Genomic DNA, 20,341 nt, shown 5'->3' with positions numbered 1-20,341 from the left:
CCACGTGTTCCGAGATCATCCACGGCTTCCGGGGGTTATCCCACGCGTACCAGGAACTCCCCCAGCATCTCGTTGAACTCCGCCGGGCGTTCGAGGTTCGGCAGATGTGCCGCCCCCTCGATCACCCGGAGCGTGGAGTCGGGAAGCGCCGCGTGCATCGCCTCCGCGTCGGCGACCGGCGTGTAGGTGTCGTCGGCGCCCACGACGACCAGGGCCGGGACGGTCACCTTCGTCAACAGGTCGGCGTAGTCGGGGCGTTGGGCGCGGGCGCGCAGGGCGGCAGCGGCGGACCGGGGGTCGGTGCCCGTCATCATGCGGTGGACGTGCGCCTTGACCCGCGGGTCGGCGTACGGCGCCACCATCCGCTCCATCACCTCGTCGGCGTACCCGCGCATGCCCTCGCGGAGGAGCCGGTCGGCGGTGGCGTTGCGGGTGCGGGCGGCTTCCGGGGTGTCCGCCGCCGGGAAGGTGTCGGCGAGGACGAGTCCCCGGACGCGCTCGCCGAACCGGCCGTAGCAGTCCATCGCGATCTGGCCGCCCATCGACAGCCCGGCCAGCACGAACGTCTCCACCTCCAGGTCGTCGAGCAGTGCCTCGATGTCGGCCGCGAAGTCGGAGAACCGGGTGACGGCGGGGGCCGCCGGCGTACGGCCGTAGCCGCGCAGGTCGGGGGCGACGACCTGGCGGGCGGGGGAGAACGCCTCGATCTGCGGGGTCCACATGGTGTGGTCGAAGGGGTGGCCGTGAATGAGGACAAGTGGGGCACCTATGGGCGTAAGGGGTGGCATGTGACCGACCCTAGGTCCGCGCGATTCCTCGGTGCAATAAAATCTTTGCCCTCGGTGCAATCGGGCCGGGATCACCGGACGGGGACCAGTGGACGACTACCGGCACATCGCCGACCGCATCGCCGCCGACATCGCCTCCGGCCGCCTCCGCCCCGGCCAGCAGCTGCCCCCGCAGCGGGTGTTCGCCCGGCGGCGCGGGATCGCCGGTTCCACGGCGGGGCGGGTCTACGCCGAACTCGTGCGCCGGGGCCTGGTGGTGGGGGAGGTCGGGCGCGGCGCATTCGTCCGGGCGGCGGCGACGGCGGGGCCGTACGGGCGGGCGCTCATCGAGCCGTCGACGGCGGCCCCGGTGAATCTGGAGCTCAACTACCCCTCCGCGCCAGGCCAGTCGGAGCTGCTGGCCCCCGCCCTCGCGCCGCTCCTCCGCCCGGACGTCCTCACCGACGCCCTGCGCCCGGCCCCGGCGACCGGCACGGCGGCGGCCCGCGAGGCGGTGGCGGACCTGCTCGCGACCCCCGCCTGGCGCCCCGCCCCCGACCGCGTCCTGTTCTCCGGCAACGCCCGTCAGGCCATCGCCGCCACCCTCGCCTCCCTCGTCCGGCCGGGCGGCCGGGTCGGCGTCGAGCCGCTGACGTATCCGCTGGTCAGGGAGATCGCCGGGCGGCTCGGGGTCGCACTGGTCGCGCTGGAGGCCGACGGGGGCGGGCTGCGCCCGGAGTCGGTCCGTGCCGCGCATCGCGCCGCGCCGCTCTCCGCGCTCTATGTGCAGCCGACGCTCCACAACCCGACCTCCGTGACGACCGGTGAGGCACGGAAGCGGGAAATCGCCGATGTCGTCGGGGAGTTGGGGCTGCCCGTCGTCGAGGACCGCATCTGGTCCTTCCTCCATCCCGGCTCCCCCGCGCCGCTCGCCGCCCACGCGCCCGGTCTCGTGCATGTCGTGGACGGACTGTCGAAGCGGGTCGCGCCGGGGCTCACCGTCGGCTTCGCCGTCGTACCGGACGAGCGGGTCGACGCGGTGGCCGCCGCGATCCGGTCGGGTGGGTGGAGTGCGGGGCGGTTCGCGCTGGAGGCCGGGGTGCGGTGGCTGGCGGACGGGACCGTGGCGCGGCTGGTCGAGGCCAAGCGGGCCGACGCGGGGGCCCGGCAGCGGCTGGTCGCCGAGGAGTTGGCGGGGTTCGCCGTACGGGCCGATCCGCTCGCCTATTACGCGTGGTGGGAGCTGCCCGCGCCGTGGCGGGCCGACACGTTCACGGCCGCCGCCGCGGAGCGCGGGATCGCGGTCACGCCGGGGACCGCGTTCGCGGTCGAGCCGAAGCGGACCCCGGACGCGGTCAGACTTGGGCTCGCGTCGGCTGCTGTGCCCGATCTGCGCCGGGCGCTGCGGACGCTCGCCGCTCTCGCACGAGGCGCAGCAGGACGAACTCCCGTGCCTGGTGGGCGTAGCGGGTGAGCCAGGCGACCCCGGCGACCGTGAGGCCCACACCCAGCAGCAGCCAGGCGACCGTGCGCAGGGTCGCGGTCAGGGCGTCGTAGATCGCGCCGCCCGCCGCCTCGGTGACCTCCGCCGGCAGGTCGGCGACGGTGAAGTGGCGGCCGATGACGAGCGCGAGGCCGAGCAGCGCGCCGCCGAGGGCGGTGCCGAGCGCGGTGGCGGTGATCGCGCGACGGCGGCGCACGGCGACGGCGATGCCGGTGACGGCGAAGACGGCGGCGGCCACGGGAAGCCAGAAACCGGCGACCTGGAGCACGTGGAACTCCTTCCGGAGCGGGCCCAGTTCACCGGCGGGCAGAACCGCGACCTCGGTGTGCCGGACGGGGATGTTGTTCGCCAACGGCAGGTTCTCGTGGGCGAGTTGGTGTTTGACGCTGGCGGTGACGGGGGCCAGGTCGACGGTGACGGTGCCGTCCTGCCGCTCGTCCTCCAGGGCGCGCAGGACGGCGTCGTGAGTGACGCGGTTGCCCTCGTCCCAGGCGACGCGGAAGGCCCGGGTCTTGGTGAAGGAGTGCAGGGCGTCGTGCACGAAGGGCGCCATCACGCCCTGGGTCGCGCTCATCCGGACCCCGTCGACCCTGGTCCCGCCGATCCGGGTGCGGCCCACCCGCACCTCGCGCAGGATGCCCGTGCCGACGGTGTCCGCGATCACGTCCCGTACGGCGGGGTCGGCGGCGAGCGGTGCCATCGTCGTGACGTAGCGGCCGGAGTCCGTCAGGCCGTACGCCGCCCAGGCCGCCAGCGCGCCGAAGGGCGTGAGGAGGCAGGAGAGGGCGACGAGGACGGCCGACAGGGCGCTCCGGAGACGTGGGGGCACCTCCCCAGGACAGGCCCGGGAGGCGCCGTACGCGAGCGGGTCGGAGGTTTTTGACTGCGTATGGGTTAAATGTCGAACCGAATGGGTGGGCCGGGTCGCGTGGAACCCCGCGGAACCCTTGGCGGAACTGGGCGGTCCGCTCTCCGGTGGAGGCATCACCCGAACGGGTGTTTCCTGGAGCTGGGGAGAAGGAGGCCGAACATGCGCACCACTCCGGCCCTGCGGACTCTGGCCGCGGCCCTGCTCACCGGTGGCACCCTCGCCGTCGCGGCGGCGGGCACCACGGCGTCGGCAGCACCGACCACGTACGCCGAAGGACATGGCGGTGGTGGCGGTGGCGGCAGTCCGATCTGGGGCACCATCGTCTCCCGCACGGATCTGAACGTGCGGGAATCGCCCACCACCCACTCACCCGTCGTCGACTCGCTCTCACCCGGCAGTCAGGACCGCGTCCAATGCGTGGTCAGGGGACAGAGCGTGAACGGCAATCCCGACTGGTACTGGCTCGTCGGCGCCCAAGCCTGGGCCAGCGCCGCGTTCGTCGACACCGGCGGCCAGGGTGTGCCGTCCTGCTCGGACCCGTGTCCCGGCTGGAAGGACGGCGGCGGCAACTCCGGCTGGCACAGCAACAGTTCCGACTGGAACAACGACAACAGCTCGTCCTCGTGGAGCGTCTCGGCCTCCGGGTCGAGCGGCGCGGGCACCTGGAGCTGGAGCGCCTCCGGTTCGTCGACCGGCGGCGGGATCTGGAGCTGGGCGCCCTGAGGCGGCCGTGGCGAAGGGATCGTGAGCAGTGCGTGGCCCCCGGCACCGACTCGGTGCCGGGGGCCACGTGGTGCTGCCCGCGCGGTCAGCGGACCCGGTTGCCCGCTCCGTCCTCGCGCGTGTAGTAGCGGTAGAAGAACACCAGGAACACGCCCGCGGTGGTGGCGAGACCGATGGCCGCCGAGCGCAGCACGCTCTCGCCGGTCTGGCTGTACAGGAAGCCGAGCGCGGCGCCCGCGAAGCCGGACTTGACCAGTGAGTGCAGTTCGCGCTTCAGCAGCGGGGCGAACTGCGCGACCGCCAGGCACAGCACGATGAACGCGAGTGCCGTGACGAAGCCGAACAGGATGTTCCAGCCGGTGATGGGGCCGCCGCTGCGACGGTTGGCCGCCGCCCAGTAGCCGTAGACGAGCCCCAGGACGACCGGGATCGCGATCTTCGCGACGCGGTGGACGCGGGTGTCGAAGATGTCGGGCAGATTGCTCGTGAAGCCACGCGGGCCGGTGGTGCGCGGGCCTGCCATTCGGTTCGGGCCGCTCATTCCGCCGGGCGTGGGTGCCGCTTGGGCCATGAGAGCACTCCTCTCTTTCCCCGTACTACCAATGCACACCCCGGCGGAGACGGTGGCAAGTCGGAGTGCGGCCTCGGTCGGCCCGTGTTTCGCTGGGGCGCATGAAGCTCGTACTCTTCGGCGCCACCGGCACGATCGCCGGCCGCGTCGCCGCCGCGTGTGCGCCGCCGCGAGGCGGCTCCCCCCGGTCGAGCGAACCCGGGACCGGGGGCGGCAGCGATCCGCGCGACCCCCTCCGCGCCCTGGACGACGGCCCCGGCCGGACGTACGCCTCCCCCGTCTCCCCCGCCGCCGCGACCGCCCCCGGCACCCGCACCGGCCGCCTGCGCGTCGACGAGATGGAGCGGCACACGCACCCGCGCGCCCGGATGCCGGTCGCGTACTGACGCCGTGAGCGGCCATGGGACCGGACCGGTGCGCCGCGGGCTCAGACCCTGGCGCCCCGGCGACTCCGGGCGCTCCCCGCTCGACCGGCTGCCCCGCGCCGGGGACCCCGACGCGCTGCGGCGCCAGCATCTGCTGCGGGTGGGCGGGCGCAGCGTCGCCTGGATTCCGCCGCTGCTGGTGCTCATCACCATCCTCCAGGTCGACTGGTACACCGGCGGCGAGTTCCGGACCGTCTCCTGGATCGTGCTCGTGCCCGGCATCGCCGCCGCGATCTGCGGGGTGTGGGGCACGGCGGTGTTCGCCGTGCTCGGCGTCGCCACCTACGCGCTCGCCGACCACGCCTGGCCGCGCCAGTACCAGACCGGCCTGCCCGACTTCATACTCGTCGGCGTCGGCGGCGTCCTCGCCGTGCTGGCCTGCGCGGTCCGGGTCCGCGGCGAGCGCCGGATGCTGCACATGCGCGATGTCGCCGAGACCACCCGCCGCACCCTGCTGCGCCCGCTCCCTCCCGGCTGGGGCGGCCTCGACCACGCGGCCGTCTATCTCGCCGCGGACGCCTTCGCCCGCGTCGGCGGCGACTTCTACGACATCCAGCCCGGCCTGCACGGCACCCGCGCCCTCGTCGGCGACATCCAGGGCAAGGGCCTGGGCGCGGTGGAGGCAGCGGCGGCGCTGCTCGGCACGTTCCGTGAGGCCGGCTATCACGAGGTGGAGCTCGCGACCGTCGCCGCGCGGCTGGAGACCCGGATGCACCGGCACGGGCTGCATCTCGCCGCGCTGGGTGCCGGGGAGGACGTCGACCGGTTCGCCACCGCCGTGCTGCTCGGCTTCCCCGTGGCCGAACCGGACGTCGTCGAGGTCGTCAACTTCGGTCACGAACCCCCGCTGGTGGTCGGGCCGCGGGGGGTACGGTCCCTGCCGCCCGGGCACGGACTCCCGCTCGGGCTGGGCGAGTTGGCCCACATGGACGGGCCGCCACCGACCCTCCGGATCAGGCTCGCGCCCGGCGAGACGCTCCTCGTCGTCACGGACGGGGTGACGGAGGCGCGGAACGGGGACGGCGTCTTCTATCCGCTCAAGTCCCTTGTCAGAAAAGGCGTACTGGCCGATCCGCAGCTCACCGAACCGGACCGTCTCGTCGCCTTCGTCCGGGACGGCACGCTGCGGCACGGCGGCGGACATCTCGCCGACGACACCACGATCTTCGCGGTACGGAGGTCCTGACATCACCCTTTGCGGCAGCAGAGGGTGAGCAGAGGTTACGGTGCTTCGGTACGAAGTGAGTGACGGATGGTTCGGGGGTGGGCGCCATGCCTGGAACGGTGTTGCTGCTCGCGGCCTCGCCGGTCGGCAGGGGCCGGCTGGTGGACGCGGCCTCCGTTCTGCCGGTGCTGGCGGCGGTCGAGCCCTCGGTGCTGTCGGGTGCCGACACCGCCAACGTTGTCGAACTGGCCGATCCGCTGGAGCCGCAGGCCGTGCTGACCCGGCTGCGTGCCGCGGCGACGGCGCCGGGGCCGTTGACCGTGTTCGTCGCCGGGCAGCTCCAACTCGACCGGAAACAGCGCCTTCCGCATCTGGCGCTGGCCCGGACCACTCCGGCGACGGTTCGCTACACCGGGTTTCCGTGGGCGTGGGTGCGGGAGGAGCTGCGCCTGCGGGCGCCGGGCACGACGACCCTGCTCCTCGATCTGCACACCGACGCGGAGACCTGGCAGTGGTTGCGGGCGCAGCCGCTCGACTCGGGCCGTACGAACGCCGTCTACGGTCGCGTCGCACCGCCGCCGGCCCGTCGGGTGGTGGCCGTTCCGTCGTACATGAAGGCGGTGGCGACGATCCTGCGGAGCGGGTGGCGACCGCCGGTGGAGCAGTTGCATCAGCAGGCGGTGGAGCGGCTGGGCGCGGAGGCGTACGCGGATGTGCTCCTTGCCTCGCCGGGGTTCGTGGGTGCCGTGCCCGGGGGCTCCGCCCCCAGACCCCCATCGGCCCTGAAGGGGCCTCGTCCGCAAACGCCGGGCGGGCTGAATCATCCCGGCCGGAGTCTGAACAGCCCAGGTCGGCCGCAGGACGCCGACCCGCACGGTGCCATCGCCGCCGCCGTTCAAGCCGGCCGTCACCCCGATGCCGACGCCCTCGCCGCCGAGCACGAGCAGGCCGCCGTGCGGGCTCACGGCCGGGGTTCCGAAGAGGCTCTGCACTGGACCGAAGTGCGGGCGGATCTCGCGATGCTGGCGGGGGACCCGGTGCGGAGCTGTCAGGCGTGGCTCGCGGTGGCGGGGGCGCGGCTCGCGGCGGGGCAGGCGCCTGGGACGGTTGCCGTCGAAGCCGCCGTGGACCGGGCGCACCATCAGTGGGGGCAGATTCACGATCCCGTTCCCGCCCGTGAACTCGGGCTCGCGCTCGCCGAGTTGAGGGGGCTGGTGCCGGGTCGGCGGAAGGGCGCTCTGGATCATGTGCGCAAGCAGTTGGGGCAGTTGGAGTCACAGCCGCTCACCTCGTGAAGACTCGTGAATCTCCCCGCATCGCCCTCCCCTGGAGTCAACAGCGGTGCCATGATGGTGCGTCAGGGCTGAGGGGGATGGAGTGGCCGACCAGAGAATTCGCTTACGGCTGGACGGGACCGCGGACGCGCGTGATGTCGGCGCGCTGATGGCGTGGCTGGCACGGGAGGAACCGCTGGAGGAGCGGGTGCGCGCGGGCGGCCTGCGGATCAGCGAGGCGCGGTCGAGCGAACCCGAGTCCGGGGCGCCCATGGGGGTCGGCTCGGAGATCGTGGTGGCGCTCGTCAGCTCGGCTGCCGCGCCTGTGTTCAGTCAGCTGGTGCAGGAGATCAGACGGGCCGTCGTGGCCTGGCGGGACAACCGCCGGGAAGTCGAGCACGGAGAGCCGCCGCACGTGGACGTGGATGTGGTGTCCTCCGACGGCAACGGGTAGCCCGGTGTCCGATTTCGACCCGCGGGGGAAGGTCAACCGGGCGCTCCTGGTGGGGGTCTCGGAGTACGACACCACCGTGCCGCCGTTCGGTGTGCCCGGTGATCTCCCGGCCGTCAAGCACAACCTGAACCTGCTGCGGGACGTGCTGCCCAGGGGCCGGGTGTTCGGCGACCACGAGGTGCGGGTGCTGCGGTCGCCGACGCTGGACGACTTCGACCGGGCGCTGCGCACCGCGGCCCAGGAGGCCGAGGGGCTGCTCCTGGTGTACTTCGCCGGGCACGGCGCGATCACCGCGGCGGGCGACGAACTCTTCCTCCAGATGCGCAACGCGAGCGTGGTCGCGGGCGGCCAGGCGGTGTTCCCGGGCGCGGAGATGGTCACCACGATGCTGACCATGCTGGCCGCCGGCCGCGCCGAGCGGATCGTGGTGGTCCTCGACTGCTGCTTCGCCGGGAACGCGGGCTGGATCTGGGAGAACTTCCGCGACCGGCGGCGCGTGCTGCTCCAGCTGAGCGTGCAGGCCAACCACCGCATCGACGCGGGCGACGGCACAGGACCGACGCCGTTCACCGAGCGGCTCGTCCGGCTCCTCGACCGGGACGGCGAGGTGCGGTTCGTCGAACTCTCCAGGCAGTTACGGGAGTTGATGCGCCAGGACGGGTACAGCACCCTGCGCGGTGATCCCTGGGAGCCGCGCGGCCGGTGGGAGCCCGAGGAGGACGTGCTGCTGTCGGCCCGGCCGGTGCGGGGTGAGCGGCCTGATCCTCCGGTGCGGGTGGACACCGGTCCCGAGCGCGGGCCGTCCGCGTTACGGCGCGCGTGGCAGGCGCCGCTCGGCGTGCTGCGGAGGCTCGGCGGTGTCGTCGCCCGGTGGTCCGGGCGGTGGGGGGCGATGCCGCGGAAGGCGACCCGGATCATCCTGGTGCTGGCCCTCGCCGCCCTGGGACTCGGGTCGTACGGCATCTACACCCTCGCCGCGGGCGGTGCCTCGTGCGGTCCGCCGCTCGAACTGCGGGTGCAGGCCGACCCCGATCTGGAGTCCACCGTCCGTTCGGCCGCCGACGCGTATCTCACCTCGGACGCGAACACCACCGGCGACGGCTGCCGGCGCAGCGGTATCACCGTCTACAGCGCGGGCACCGCCGACATGGTCACCGCGCTCCAGCGCCAGTCGGACGCCTGGCAGAAACCCGGCGACGACACCGATCCGCAGCGCGACATCGGCCCGCAGCCGGACATCTGGATTCCGGCCTCGGTCGCCGACGCCGCCCGGGTGACCGCCCACCAGGACATCGATGCCGTCGTCGCGCTCACCACGGACGCCAAGCCCCTCGCCTATTCGCCGCTGGTGCTCGCCGTGCCCAGGAACCTCGCGGCGAAGGGGAGTTCGGGGGCCGGGCTGCGGCTGAACGAACTCATCACCGTGTTGCGCGGGCGGGCTCCGGACGCCGAAGTGAGCCGCCCCGACCCGGAGTTCACCGACGCGGCACTGCTCGCGACCATGGGGCTCTACCACGACTCGGACGCGCGCAGCGCGGAAGGCCTGGTGCGCTCGCCGGGGCCGCCCGCGCCCACCGCCGCCGACCTGCTGTGCACGCTGCCCGACGACCCGACCGTGGACCGCGTGACCGCCGCGCTGGTCCCCGAGTTCCTGCTGAAGAGCGGGGTCGGCTGCGACCGCGCGACCCGGGTGGCCCGGGTCGCCGAGTACCCGGACGACACGGCCGGTGTCGAACCGGCCTTCGTGCGCGTCCGCTGGCAGGGCGCCGACCGGGACCGGGAGGCGCGGGACACGGCGGCCGAGGACTTCCACCGGTGGCTCGCCGGGAGCGGCGGCCGGGCCGTGTTCGCGGCGGACGGCTTCCGCTCGGCCGACGGCGACCGCGGCCTGCTGGACCCGCGCTCGCCCGGCACCGGCGTGGACCCCACCCCGGCGGACCTGCCGACCAGACACGTCGAGCACCAGGCCATGGACGACGCGCTCACCGGCTACCGCAAGGCCGACGGCACCGGCCGGGTGCTCTTCCTGATCGACGACTCCGGTTCGATGGGCGCCCTCTGGGACGGCCCGAGCGGCGGCCCCGGCCTGGTGAAGCAGTCCCTCGGCGGGCTCGGCGAGGGGGATCACTACGGCGTGTGGGGCGTCTCCGGGCTGGACGGCCACGCCCCGTACAAGGAGGTGCTTCCCTTCGGCCCGCACCAGCGCGCCGCTGCCGGGAAGGTCATCAGCGCGATAGCGACCCAGGACGCCCAGGCCGATCCGCACGCCGCGCTGCTCGCCGCCCTCGGCTACATGGCCGAGCGCGGCGCCGACGACAACGGGCCCCGGCTGATCGTCTACGTCACCGACGACGAGGACGACAACCGGCTCACCGGCGGGAACCTGGACGCCGTACTGGCGAAGGCGCGGTCGGTGAAGGTGCCGGTGGCGATGGTGTCGCTGGTGGGCGGCGGCTGCGACAAGGGCAAGCCGGACGAGCGGATCTCCGCCGCGAGCGGCGGCCGTTGCCTGGACGCCGACACGGATCTCGGCGCGGGCCTGCACGACGAGGTCGCGCGCGCCGGAACGGGGGAGGACTGATGGCCCGGCGCCGGTACGCGGCACTGCTGACCCTGCTGCTGCTCGCGGGCTGCACGGGCGGCCACACCTCGGCCGGGCCTGCCGACGACGAGGGGCCGGGCGAGATCGTGGTGGCCAGCGGCCAGGACGTCACCGGCAAGGGCGGCATCCGCGAGCAGCTCATCCATGCCTGGAACGTCCAGCAGGAGAACGCGGGTTCGGGCTACCGGGCGCGGCTGGTCGAGCTTCCCGGCAACGCCGACGAACAGCGCAGCCAGCTGCTCGGCGCCCTCCAGTCCGGGAGCGCCGACTACGACGTGGTCAACCTGGACGTGACGTGGGTGCCGGAGTTCGCCGCCGCGCACCTCGTCCGCCCGCTGCCCGACGGCACGGTCGACGCCGATGTCATCACGTCCGTGGCGGACACGGCCCGTTGGGACGGCAAGGTCTACGCGGCGCCCTTCAACAGCGATGTCGGACTGCTCTACTACCGCACCGATCTCCTGAAGAAGGCGCGAGTCTCGCAGCCCGACCTGAACCAGAACATCAGCTGGGCCCGGCTCCAGGAACTGAGCCGCGCCGTCAGACAGGCCCTCCCCGACGTCGCGGGCTGGACCACACAGCTGGGCGCCTACGAGGGCCGTACCGTCAACGCGATCGAGGCGTTCGCGTCCGCCGACCCGGACTTCGAGTTGACGAACGGCGACGGCCACTACGACTCCTCCGTGGGGAAGTTGACGACCGGGATCGCCGAACTCCGCAGCCGCACCGACCCCTCGTACACCCTCCCGGCCGCCTTCCAGTCCGACGAGGCCGACTCGCTCGGCGACTTCGCGGACGGCCGGACGGAGTTCCTGCGGCAGTGGCCGTACGCCTACCGCACCCTCCACCAGTCGTTCGCCGCGAACCAGCTCGGGGTCGCCCCGCTGCCGGGCCGTGCGGTGCTCGGCGGGCAGAACCTCGCGGTGACCGAGTCGTCCGGGCGGGCGGCCAAGGCGGCCGACCTGATCAAGTACCTCACCGGCAGACAGAGCGAACGCTGCCTGCTGGACGCGGGTTTCGCGGCCACCCGCACCTCCGCCTACCAGGACAACAACGTGACCTGCGGCGTCGGCACCGCCCCTACGCCGTCCGCCTCCCCCAGCGGCGAGACCACCGACCGCATGCCCCGCGACGCGGCCGGCCGCCCCGCGTACGCCCGCACCACCCTGCTCCCCGCACTGCGCAAGGCGGTGCAGCGCCCGCGCACTCCGCTCTACGGCGCGTTCACCCAGACCTTCACCGCACAGCTGGGCCCCCTGTTCGGGGACGACCCGCCGAGCGACGCGACCCTGGCGAAGAGGCTGGACACCGCGCTGAGGAAGGCCCTCCCCGACTGACGCGGCCCCGCTCAGCCGGTGAGGAAGGCCAACGCGCCCGACACCAGGGTCCGTACGCCCGGCGCGACCGTCACCAGGTCGGGCGCGAAATGCGGGCTGTGGTTGCTGGGCACGGCGTGGAACTTCTCCATGAGATCGGTGCCGGGCGCCGCGTCCCACACATCGGCCGGGGTGCTCGTCACGAACCAGTAGGAGTACGGCACCCCGTCCGGGACCAGATGCGGAAAGTCCTCGCTGCCCATCGCGGGGCCGGGGTCGAAGACCGTGCCCGCGCCGAGGACCTCGGTGTGCACGGCGGCGACGCGCCGGTCGGTGTCGGCGTCGTTGACGGTGATCGGGAAGTCGTTGCCGAAGGTGATCTCGGGCTCGCTCGGGCAGCCCGCGGCGAGGCACTCACCGGTGGCGATCCGCCGGATCGCGGCGATCATCCGGTCCCGTACGTCGGGGGACTGGGTGCGCAGGTTCAGGGAGAGCCGTGCGGTGGTCGGGATGATGTTGTGCCGGGTGCCCGCCTCGATCCGGCCCACGGTGAGGACGGCGGAGTCGCGGGCGGCGATCTCGCGGGAGACCACGGTCTGGAGCCGGGTGACGAGATAGGCGGCGGTGACGACCGGGTCGACGGTCGTCTCGGGCCGTGAGCCGTGCCCGCCCCGCCCGTGGATCACGATGTCGACATCGGTCGTGGCCGACATGATCAGCCCCGGTGAGTGCGGGTAGAACCCGGCGGGTCCGGGCGCCACGTGCTGGCCCAGCAGAACGTCGGGACGCGGGACGCGCTCGTACAGACCGTCGGCCACCATCGCCGCCGCACCCACGCCCGTCTCCTCCGCGGGCTGCCCCACCAGCACCAGCGTCCCCGACCAGGCGTCCCGCCCGGCGGCCAGCGCCCCGGCCGCCCCGGCCAGCCAGGTCACATGCATGTCGTGCCCGCAGGCGTGCATCACCCCGTCCACCGAGGAGGCATACGGCAGCCCGGTCTCCTCCGGCACCGGCAGCGCGTCCATGTCGGCCCGCAGCAGCACGGTCGGCCCGTCCCCGTTCCGCAGCACCCCGGCGACCCCGGTCCCGCCGACCCCCTCCAGGGTCTCGAACCCCGCCTCGGCGAACCGCTCGACCAGCTTCCCGGCCGTGCGCCGCTCCTCACCGGACAGTTCGGGATGCCGATGCAGATCGCGGTAGAAGTCCTCCAGCCCGGAGACGGGGAGGTCGGCGGTGAGGTCCAGGGCGATACGCGCGGCGGCAGACGTCATGGCGTCAGCGTAGGACGGCAGTTCGGCGTTCCGGCACTGGCCCCGCCCCCGCACTTCACCCGTACGGCCCAGCCCACCCGGCCGGGTCCTGACGGCGCTGCTCCACTGATGACTAGGAAACAAGGGGGCCGGCAGAACCCACTAGCACCCACCGAAGGAAGTGCCGCTCATGGCCACCACCCTCGCCGTCAACTTCACCCAGGGGCTGAACGACGCCTGGTCCAAGGTCGCGCAGTTCGTGCCCAAGCTCGTCGGCTTCCTGGTCATCCTGGCCATCGGCTGGTTCGTGTCGAAGATGATCGCCCGGGTCCTGGACCGGGTACTCCGCAAGGTCGGCTCGGAGAAACTCTCCGAACGGGCCGGTACGGAACGGATGTTGCGGGACTCCAAGTACGACATGACCGGCATCGTCTGCAAGATCGTGTACTACGCGCTGATGCTGATCACCCTTCAGCTCGCGCTCGGTGTCTTCGGCACCAACCCGGTCAGCACGATGATCAACGGCATCGTCGCCTGGCTCCCGCGCGGCATCGTCGCGGTCGTCCTGGTCGTCGTCGCGATGGCCATCGCCAACGCGGTGCGCGGCATCGTCGGCAGCGCCCTCTCGTCGATGTCGTACGGCAGGATGCTCGCCACCATCGTCTGGGCCTGCATCGTCGCCCTCGGCGTGATCGCCGCGCTGGGCCAGGCGGGCATCGCGACCTCGGTCACCCAGCCGGTGCTGTACGCGGCCCTCGCAACCGTCGCCGGCATCATGATCGTCGGCGTCGGCGGCGGCATGATCGGCCCGATGCGCCAGCGCATGGAGCGCATGCTGACGGCGGCGGAGCGCGAGACGACCAACGCGAAGGGCAGCCTCACGGCCTACCAGTCGGGCCGTGAGGACGCGATGACCAACCAGCCGGTGCGCGAGCGCACCGACCTGGGGACGGACAGGGGCACGGACAGGGGGACGGACGGTCGACGGGACATGCCCGGGTCGTCGGGCATGTGAGTCGGGGCAGCCCTACGGGGCCGCGTGGAGATGCAGAACCCGCGTGGCCTCGTGGGCCGGACCGGGCTCGGCCGCTTTGGCCGGGCTCGCGTTCGCCGCTCCGATCAGGGCGGCGACAGCGATGACGGCGGCGCAGAATCCTCTGACGTAACGCGCGGACATACCTACCTCGCAACGACAGTGACAGCGACGGCAACAGCAGCGACAGTAGCGAATTAAACACGCTTAATGCGTGCCTAACTTAGGGGGTCGGAGTACGCAACGGGAAGAGGCCCAGGGGGAGTTGAGCCAATGGAAACCCGTTTTCAGTCACCCTGGCGCTGCTCGGGCAGCAGTCCGTGCCGGTGTACGAGCCAGCTGATGGCGGTCAGCCTGCACACCGCGTAGTCGTGCCCGACCGGCTCCCGCCAGTCCAGCTCCGCGAGCGCGTCGAGGAACCCGAGCGCGTAGTCCGTGAGGTCCGCGTGGTCCGGCGCCGGAGGTGTCAGCCCGGGCCCGCCGGCCGACAGCCGTTCGCGCAGTTCAGCCACGTGCTGGTCCACCTCGGCCACGAACGCGGGCTCGAACGCGAACTCCGCGAAGCGGGGCCCGTACGCGCTGCTGATCTTGGCCAAAGGGGACATTTCTCCACCGTACGTTACGTGCGTTATGGAGAGTTCGTGATTCTCATCACCCGGGGCGCTCCGGATGGTTACTCTCGGCGACAGGCCGTAACTACTCGGAGGTGGCTGTCGCATGGTCAACGTTCGCCAACTCGACCCGAGTGCGTCCCCGTTGGACTACTTCGGCTACGAGTGCCGCCGGTTACGGGAGGCGGCGAGCCTCACGCTGGAGGGCCTGGGCAAGATCCTCTACTGCACCGGCTCGCTCATCGGGCAGATCGAGACGGCGCAGAAGGTCCCGACCCGGAACTTCGCCGAACGCCTCGACGCGGCGTTCCTGACGGACGGGTCCTTCACGCGCATGATCGGCATGGTGCTTCGGAGCCAACTTCCCAACTGGTTCCAGGCGTATGCGGACATGGAGGCGAAGGCCGCCTATATCTCCACCTACCAGTGCCAGTTGGCCTACGGTCTGCTTCAGACGCCGGAGTACGCGGCGGCTCTCCTAGTTGTCGACGAGCCGGACAAGGTCGAGGAAATGGTCTCGGCTCGCATGGAACGGCAGCGCATTCTGGACAAGATGCAGCCGTCGGCGGTTTGGGTCATCCTCGACGAGTCCGTGCTCTTCAGGATGGTCGGTGACCGCAAGGTCATGCGTAAGCAACTCGACCATCTGGTGAGCTTCCGGGACAACCCGTGGGTGAACATCCAGGTGCTGCCGTTCTCCGTGGGAGCGCACACCGGAATGATGGGCTCGTTCACCCTCCTGCGCTTCGACGACGACCCCGACATCCACTATTCCGAGGGTTACGACCAAGGGCACATGACGGCCAACCCGGAAGTCATCAGGGAACGTTCGGTCGGATACGCTCGTTTGCAGGCCGCCGCCCTCTCGGTGGAGGGCTCGGCCGACCTGATCGCACGCGTGACGGAGGAGCGTTATGGAGACCAACCGACAGACGTGGCGTAAGTCGAGCTACAGCGGCACCAATGGCGGCGAGTGTGTCGAGTGCGCCCCGATCGGCACCGTGGCGTGGCGCAAGTCTTCCTTCAGCGGCAGCAGCGGCGGTGACTGCGTCGAGGTCGCCACCGGTGCCCCCTGCGTCGCGATCCGTGACTCCAAGAACCCGGACGGTGCCGTTCTGACCGTCAACCGGGCCCGCTTCGAGGAATTCATCAACTCCCTGTCCATGTAACTGACTTACTGGCCAGTCCGTAAGTCCGCTTACTGGCATGATTAATGCATGGTGAGACGGGACGACCCGGAAGTCATCGGGCGCAGGGTCCAGCAGTTGCGGCACGAACGCGGGCTCACCCAGCGGCAGTTGGCCGAGCCCGCCTACACGCCCGCGTACATCTCCACGCTTGAGGCCGGCCGGGTCCGCCCCTCCGACGACGCGCTGCGTCACCTCGCGGAGCGACTCGGCGTCGCCTACGAGGAGTTGGCGACCGGCCGTCCCGCCCACCTCGCCACCGAACTCCGACTGCGCCTCACCGAGGCCCAACGCACCCTGGCCACCGGGGAGTCGGAGGAGGCGGCCGAGCAGTACGCCGACCTCCTGGAGGAAGCGGAGCTGCTCGGACTCGCGGACGAGGAGGCCGTGGCGCTGCTCGGTCTCGGCGAGTGCGGCCTCGACACCGGTGACCTCGCCGCCGCCCGCCTGTACTTCGAGCGCGCCGAACAACGCCTGGCCGACGAACCGCTCCCGTCCCGCGTCCCGGCGATCCGCGGCCGAGCGGTGGCGCACTACCTGACCGGTGAACTCCGGTACGCCGTCTACCTGTTGGAGTCGACCCTCGACGAGCTGAACCGGGGCGGCCTGCACGACCCGGACGCCCTGCTGCTGCTCTACGCGAGCGCGATAGGGCCGTACATGGACATGGGTGCGCACGCGCGGGCGGCCCAGGCGGCGGAGTTGGCGCTCGCGCTCGCGCCGCAGGTGGCGGACCCGGCGCTGCTGGCGCGCATGCACCGGTCGGTGGCGCGGACGCTGATAGCGGAGGGCAAGGTGGCGGAGGCCGACGCCTCCCTCGCCAAGGCGGCCGACCTGTACCGCCAGCTCCAGTTCCGTACCGAACTCGCCAACTGCCACTGGATGCGCGGCTACGTCTACGCGCAGGACGGCGAACTCGAGCGCGCAGAGGTCGAGTTGAGGCAGGCGCTGGCGATGCTGACGGCGAAGCGCGCGGCGCTCTACAGCAGTCAGGTCGCCGTCGAGCTGGCCGACGTACTCCACAAGCGCGGCAAGTCCGACGAGGCCGCCGTCCTGCTCCACGACGTCCTCAGCGACCTCAGTTCCGAACGCGGCGCCCTGCACTCCGCCGCCGCGCACCGCCTACTCGGCATCATCGCCGAGGACTCCCGGGACACGGAGGCGGCCGAGGAGCACTACGTCCGCGCCCTCAGCCTGCTGGAACGCGCGGGCGCCGCCGGTGACCTGGCCGATCTGTGCCGCATGCTCGGCGACCTGCTCCGCCGCACCGGCCGGGTCGAGGCGGCCCTCGACGCGTACCGCACCGGCCTGGGCCACCGCACCGCCCCCGGCACCACGACCCTGGGCCCGGCCCCCGCACAGCCTCCTCTTTGACAAAACGGAGATAGCGCACAGCCCGGACGGTTAGCGTGCGACGGAGCGACGGACGAGTCGTGGCCGTAGTCGTGCGAAACGGGATGAGACAGGCGCGTGCGCGTGCAGAACGAACGGACCGTGGCCGACGGCCCGCACGCCCGGGCTGCGGCCGGCGGCCCGCACGACCGGACTGTGGCCGACGGCCCGCATGACCGGACCGTGGCCGACGGCCTGCGACTGGCCGTGCGCGCGATCGTCTACGCGGTCCTCGGCGGCGCGGCGCTGCTGGCGATCGCGACGGTGGTGTCGGTCCTCGGCCCGATGCTGGCGATCGACCTCTACACCCCGCCCGTGGCGGCCTGGTGGACGGTCTTCACGGCGGTCGCGGTACAGGGCGTGCCGTTCCTGCTGCTGGGCACGGTGGTGTCGGCGGCGATCGGAGCGTTCGTACCCGAGCGGGTGTTCACCCGGCTCCTCCCCCGCAACCAGGCCCTGGCGGTCCCGATCGCGGGCGCGGCGGGGGCCGTCCTCCCCGGCTGCGAATGCGCGTCGGTACCGGTGGCGAGCAGCCTGATGAGAAGGGGCGTGGCCCCGGCGGCAGCCTTGGCATTCCTGCTCTCGGCGCCCGCGATCAACCCGGTGGTCCTGGTGGCCACGTCGATCGCGTTCCCGAACCAGCCGCAGATGGTGCTGGCCCGCCTGGTCGCGTCGCTGGCGACGGCGGTGGTGATGGGCTGGCTCTGGGCGAGATTCGGCAGGGAGGAGTGGCTGCGCCTGCCCAAGCGCACGCGGACCGCATCTTCGACGGTCGGCGTGAAGGCGTTCGTGGCCGGGTTGCAGCACGACTTCCTGCACGCGGGCGGCTTCCTGGTCCTGGGCGCGGCAGCGGCGGCGACCTTCAACATCGCCGTACCGCGCTCGGTCCTGGCCGTCTTCACGGGTTCGTCGTGGCTGTCGCTCCTCCTACTGGCCCTGCTGGCAGTGGTGTTGTGCGTGTGCAGCGAGGCGGACGCGTTCGTCGCGGCATCCCTGAGCGGCTTCTCTCCGGCGGCGAAGCTGGTGTTCATGGTCGTGGGCCCCATGGTCGACCTCAAACTGATCGCCCTCCAGGCAGGCACCTTCGGCCGCGCCTTCGCCTTCCGCTTCTCCTCGACGACATGGCTGGTGGCGGTGACCGCCGGCACGCTGGTGGGTTGGTGGCTGCTGTGAGGCGCCACGGCTCGGCGGTCCTGCTGCTGCTGGTGGGCGCGGCGATCCTGCGCATCTCCCTCTTCAGCGAGCTGTATCTGCGGTATGTGCAGCCGGCGTTGAGGCCGTATCTGGTGGTGTCCGGTGGGTTGTTGACGCTGCTGGGGCTGGTGGCGGCGGTGAGGGGGATGCGGCAGAGGAACGGGGAGGACGGGGAGGAGGCCGAGGAGGAGGAAGCGGGGGAAGCGGGGGAGGAAGAGGGGCACGACCACGCGCGTGGGCATGAAGACGGACATGGGCGTGGAGACGGACATGGGCATGGGCATGGGGACGCGCATGGGCATACGCACGGCGGTCCGGGAATCGCCTGGCTGCTGACACTCCCCGCCCTGGCCCTGCTCCTCTTTCCACCCCCCGCCCTCGGCTCGTACAGCGCATCCCGCGAGGAGGCCCAACGGGCGGCACAGGGCGTCGGCACCTTCTCGGCGCTGCCCGGCGGGGACCCGCTGGACATCTCGGTGGCCCAGTACAGCTCCCGCGCGATCTACGACACCGGCCACTCCCTCAAGGGCCGAACCCTCCGCATGACCGGCTTCGTCACCCACGGCTCCGACGGCACCTGGTACCTCACCCGCCTCCTCGTCACCTGCTGCGCCGCCGACGCGACGATCAGCAAGGTCGAGATCCGCGGCGACGAGGTCGACGGCGCCCCGCAGACCGACAGCTGGGTCACGGTCACCGGCACATGGCTCCCGAAGGGCAGGCTGGGAACGGACGGGGCGTGGCCGCCGGTGCTGAAGGCGACCACCGTCAAACAGGTGAAGGAACCGGCTGACCCGTATGACAAGCGTTGACGCCGGCTCGGTTCAGGAGGCTGCTCGCTCGTCGCGGGCCTGGGCTAGACCTGCACCCGTCCCTGCTTCTGCACATCCGTCAGCCGCTGGGTGCCGGTCCGCACCGCCTGTTGTGTCGCGTCCGCGGGGACGGTGCCCGGGCCGCCGTTCGTGAGGGTGATGGTGTCGTCGCCGATGCGGACGGCGGCCGTGTCGAGGGTGAGGGTCGACTGGTCGCCCTCGGGGGTGGTGCCGGTGACGGTGAGGTGGAGGCCTTCGCGGGCGTCGCCGACCTCGGGGAGGGTGGCCTCGGTGACCTGGATGGTCTGGACGCCGGAACGGGTCGTCGTCGCCGTGAAGTTCGCGCACTTCTGGGGGAGGGTGCGGAGCCAGTCCAGGGTGCGGTTCACGTCTGCCTGGGGGAACGCGGCGACCTGGTAACGGAGTTGGGCGTCGTCGTCCGGGTCGTCCAGGGTGGTCACCGCCTGGGTGGTGGCCGGGGTGCCGAGGAGTTCGTCGGCGTAGAGGGCGTCCAGCAGGCGTTGGCAGTCGGGGATGTTCGTCTTCGCCTTCAGCAGGGAGTCCCGCCAGGTCGCCGTGCCCTGCGTCGGGGTCCACGGGGCGCCGAGGTCCACGTCCGTGATGAGGGCGGACTGGGCCTGGGCGGGGGTGAGGACGGGGGCGGCGGCGGAGGACGCGTGGGCTGCGGGGGTGGTCCGTACGGCCGAGGGGGAGGGGGCGGTCGTCACTTCGTGCAGGATGGCCTCGTTCGCGCAGCCGGCGGTGGTGAGGGTGCCCGCGGCGAGTATCACGGCGAGGAGGACACGGGCCGGGGTACGGGTCATCGAGGGTCCCTCCTGGGGCGGGGTGCGTTTCCCCAACGGCACCATCGCCTTGGGCCGTCCACCAGCGCGCCGGGCCGTCCGGGTGAGTGGGGGTACCCCGGGTGCGGTTCGGGTGCGGGTTCGGTGGGGGCTGGTTGCGCAGTTCCTCGCGCCCCTGGGGGGTGGCGCTCCGGGGGGTTTGAGGGGCTGGCTCTCTTGCGGTTTTCGGGTGCCGGGCCGGTGGGGGCTCGTCGCGCAGTTCCCCGCGCCCCTGGGGGGTGACGCTCCGGGCGGTTTGAGGGGGGGGCTTCCTTGCGGTTTTCGGGTGCGGGTTCGGTGGGGGCCGGTCGCGCAGTTCCTCGCGCCAGATCGGAAGAGCACACCGCA

Annotated in this window: 20 protein-coding genes; 14 read left to right on the top strand and 6 right to left on the bottom strand. The window is 72.1% G+C overall.

The genetic code is table 11. The features are described 5' to 3' along the window. Positions 1-35: 35 nt before the first annotated feature. Positions 36-788, bottom strand: a complete 753-nt coding sequence (locus ACIRB1_RS21410; RefSeq protein WP_403466590.1) for an alpha/beta fold hydrolase — start codon at positions 786-788, stop codon at positions 36-38. 88 nt (positions 789-876) lie between these two features. Between ACIRB1_RS21410 and ACIRB1_RS21405 the strand changes: the two genes are divergently transcribed. After that, positions 877-2,241 carry a PLP-dependent aminotransferase family protein gene (locus ACIRB1_RS21405; RefSeq protein ID WP_403466589.1) on the top strand — a complete coding sequence of 455 codons (1,365 nt, stop codon included), beginning with the start codon at positions 877-879 and terminating at the stop codon, positions 2,239-2,241. Here the strand turns inward: ACIRB1_RS21405 and ACIRB1_RS21400 are convergent. After that, a complete protein-coding gene (locus tag ACIRB1_RS21400) occupies positions 2,123-3,100 on the bottom strand; it encodes a hypothetical protein (RefSeq protein ID WP_403466588.1) in 978 nt (325 codons plus the stop codon). The genes ACIRB1_RS21405 and ACIRB1_RS21400 overlap by 119 nt on opposite strands. Positions 3,101-3,301: 201 nt before the next feature. Between ACIRB1_RS21400 and ACIRB1_RS21395 the strand changes: the two genes are divergently transcribed. After that, entirely contained in the window at positions 3,302-3,865 is a 564-nt protein-coding gene (locus tag ACIRB1_RS21395) for an SH3 domain-containing protein (RefSeq protein WP_403466587.1), read from the top strand. An 85-nt stretch (positions 3,866-3,950) separates the two neighbouring features. Here the strand turns inward: ACIRB1_RS21395 and ACIRB1_RS21390 are convergent, their stop codons facing one another. Continuing rightward, on the bottom strand, positions 3,951-4,436 hold the full coding sequence (locus tag ACIRB1_RS21390; protein ID WP_352179979.1) for a hypothetical protein: 486 nt from the start codon (positions 4,434-4,436) through the stop codon (positions 3,951-3,953). Between the two features lie 101 nt (positions 4,437-4,537). Here ACIRB1_RS21390 and ACIRB1_RS21385 point away from each other — a divergent pair, with 101 nt between their 5' ends. The 6 genes from ACIRB1_RS21385 to ACIRB1_RS21360 all read left to right on the top strand — a co-directional run bounded on the left by ACIRB1_RS21385 (position 4,538) and on the right by ACIRB1_RS21360 (position 11,693). After that, positions 4,538-4,822, top strand: a complete 285-nt coding sequence (locus tag ACIRB1_RS21385) for a hypothetical protein (RefSeq protein WP_403466586.1) — start codon at positions 4,538-4,540, stop codon at positions 4,820-4,822. A gap of 4 nt (positions 4,823-4,826) precedes the next feature. After that, a complete protein-coding gene (locus tag ACIRB1_RS21380; RefSeq protein ID WP_403466585.1) occupies positions 4,827-6,047 on the top strand; it encodes a PP2C family protein-serine/threonine phosphatase in 1,221 nt (406 codons plus the stop codon). A gap of 86 nt (positions 6,048-6,133) precedes the next feature. Beyond that, on the top strand, positions 6,134-7,321 hold the full coding sequence (locus ACIRB1_RS21375) for a hypothetical protein (RefSeq protein WP_352179981.1): 1,188 nt from the start codon (positions 6,134-6,136) through the stop codon (positions 7,319-7,321). Between the two features lie 82 nt (positions 7,322-7,403). Then, positions 7,404-7,754, top strand: coding sequence for a hypothetical protein (locus ACIRB1_RS21370; protein WP_352179982.1), 351 nt, complete (start codon positions 7,404-7,406; stop codon positions 7,752-7,754). Between the two features lie 4 nt (positions 7,755-7,758). Further along, a complete protein-coding gene (locus tag ACIRB1_RS21365) occupies positions 7,759-10,335 on the top strand; it encodes a caspase family protein (RefSeq protein WP_352179983.1) in 2,577 nt (858 codons plus the stop codon). Beyond that, complete coding sequence (locus tag ACIRB1_RS21360) at positions 10,335-11,693, top strand: extracellular solute-binding protein (RefSeq protein WP_352179984.1); 1,359 nt, start codon at positions 10,335-10,337, stop codon at positions 11,691-11,693. Before ACIRB1_RS21365 ends, ACIRB1_RS21360 begins: the two co-directional genes overlap by 1 nt. A gap of 11 nt (positions 11,694-11,704) precedes the next feature. Here ACIRB1_RS21360 and ACIRB1_RS21355 read toward each other — a convergent pair whose 3' ends face one another. After that, positions 11,705-12,943, bottom strand: coding sequence for an amidohydrolase (locus ACIRB1_RS21355; protein WP_352179985.1), 1,239 nt, complete (start codon positions 12,941-12,943; stop codon positions 11,705-11,707). 169 nt (positions 12,944-13,112) lie between these two features. Between ACIRB1_RS21355 and ACIRB1_RS21350 the strand changes: the two genes are divergently transcribed. Continuing rightward, positions 13,113-13,937 (top strand): mechanosensitive ion channel family protein, encoded by an 825-nt coding sequence (locus ACIRB1_RS21350; protein WP_352179986.1) that lies wholly within the window; start codon positions 13,113-13,115, stop codon positions 13,935-13,937. Positions 13,938-14,242: 305 nt separating this feature from the next. On the opposite strand, the gene ACIRB1_RS21345 is transcribed toward ACIRB1_RS21350, so the two are convergent. Next, complete coding sequence (locus ACIRB1_RS21345) at positions 14,243-14,560, bottom strand: DUF6401 family natural product biosynthesis protein (RefSeq protein ID WP_328830490.1); 318 nt, start codon at positions 14,558-14,560, stop codon at positions 14,243-14,245. A gap of 112 nt (positions 14,561-14,672) precedes the next feature. Here ACIRB1_RS21345 and ACIRB1_RS21340 point away from each other — a divergent pair, with 112 nt between their 5' ends. The 5 genes from ACIRB1_RS21340 to ACIRB1_RS21320 all read left to right on the top strand — a co-directional run bounded on the left by ACIRB1_RS21340 (position 14,673) and on the right by ACIRB1_RS21320 (position 19,151). Beyond that, positions 14,673-15,509 (top strand): helix-turn-helix transcriptional regulator, encoded by an 837-nt coding sequence (locus tag ACIRB1_RS21340; protein WP_352179987.1) that lies wholly within the window; start codon positions 14,673-14,675, stop codon positions 15,507-15,509. Further along, positions 15,481-15,735: a DUF397 domain-containing protein gene (locus ACIRB1_RS21335; RefSeq protein WP_352179988.1), complete on the top strand. Its 255-nt coding sequence runs from the start codon at positions 15,481-15,483 to the stop codon at positions 15,733-15,735. The genes ACIRB1_RS21340 and ACIRB1_RS21335 overlap by 29 nt, the downstream gene beginning before the upstream one ends. A 48-nt stretch (positions 15,736-15,783) precedes the next feature. Further along, the gene (locus tag ACIRB1_RS21330) at positions 15,784-17,127 is read left to right on the top strand and encodes a helix-turn-helix domain-containing protein (protein ID WP_352179989.1); all 1,344 of its coding nucleotides are present in this window, start codon (positions 15,784-15,786) and stop codon (positions 17,125-17,127) included. A gap of 201 nt (positions 17,128-17,328) precedes the next feature. Beyond that, on the top strand, positions 17,329-18,318 hold the full coding sequence (locus ACIRB1_RS21325; protein ID WP_403466830.1) for a permease: 990 nt from the start codon (positions 17,329-17,331) through the stop codon (positions 18,316-18,318). Further along, positions 18,315-19,151: a TIGR03943 family putative permease subunit gene (locus ACIRB1_RS21320; protein WP_403466829.1), complete on the top strand. Its 837-nt coding sequence runs from the start codon at positions 18,315-18,317 to the stop codon at positions 19,149-19,151. Before ACIRB1_RS21325 ends, ACIRB1_RS21320 begins: the two co-directional genes overlap by 4 nt. 44 nt (positions 19,152-19,195) lie before the next feature. Here ACIRB1_RS21320 and ACIRB1_RS21315 read toward each other — a convergent pair whose 3' ends face one another. Next, on the bottom strand, positions 19,196-19,975 hold the full coding sequence (locus tag ACIRB1_RS21315; RefSeq protein ID WP_403466584.1) for a hypothetical protein: 780 nt from the start codon (positions 19,973-19,975) through the stop codon (positions 19,196-19,198). Positions 19,976-20,341: the final 366 nt, after the last annotated feature.

Source organism: Streptomyces sp. NPDC096013, from assembly GCF_044763565.1.
Classification (GTDB): domain Bacteria; phylum Actinomycetota; class Actinomycetes; order Streptomycetales; family Streptomycetaceae; genus Streptomyces.
This window is presented reverse-complemented; position numbering and strand designations above follow the sequence as displayed.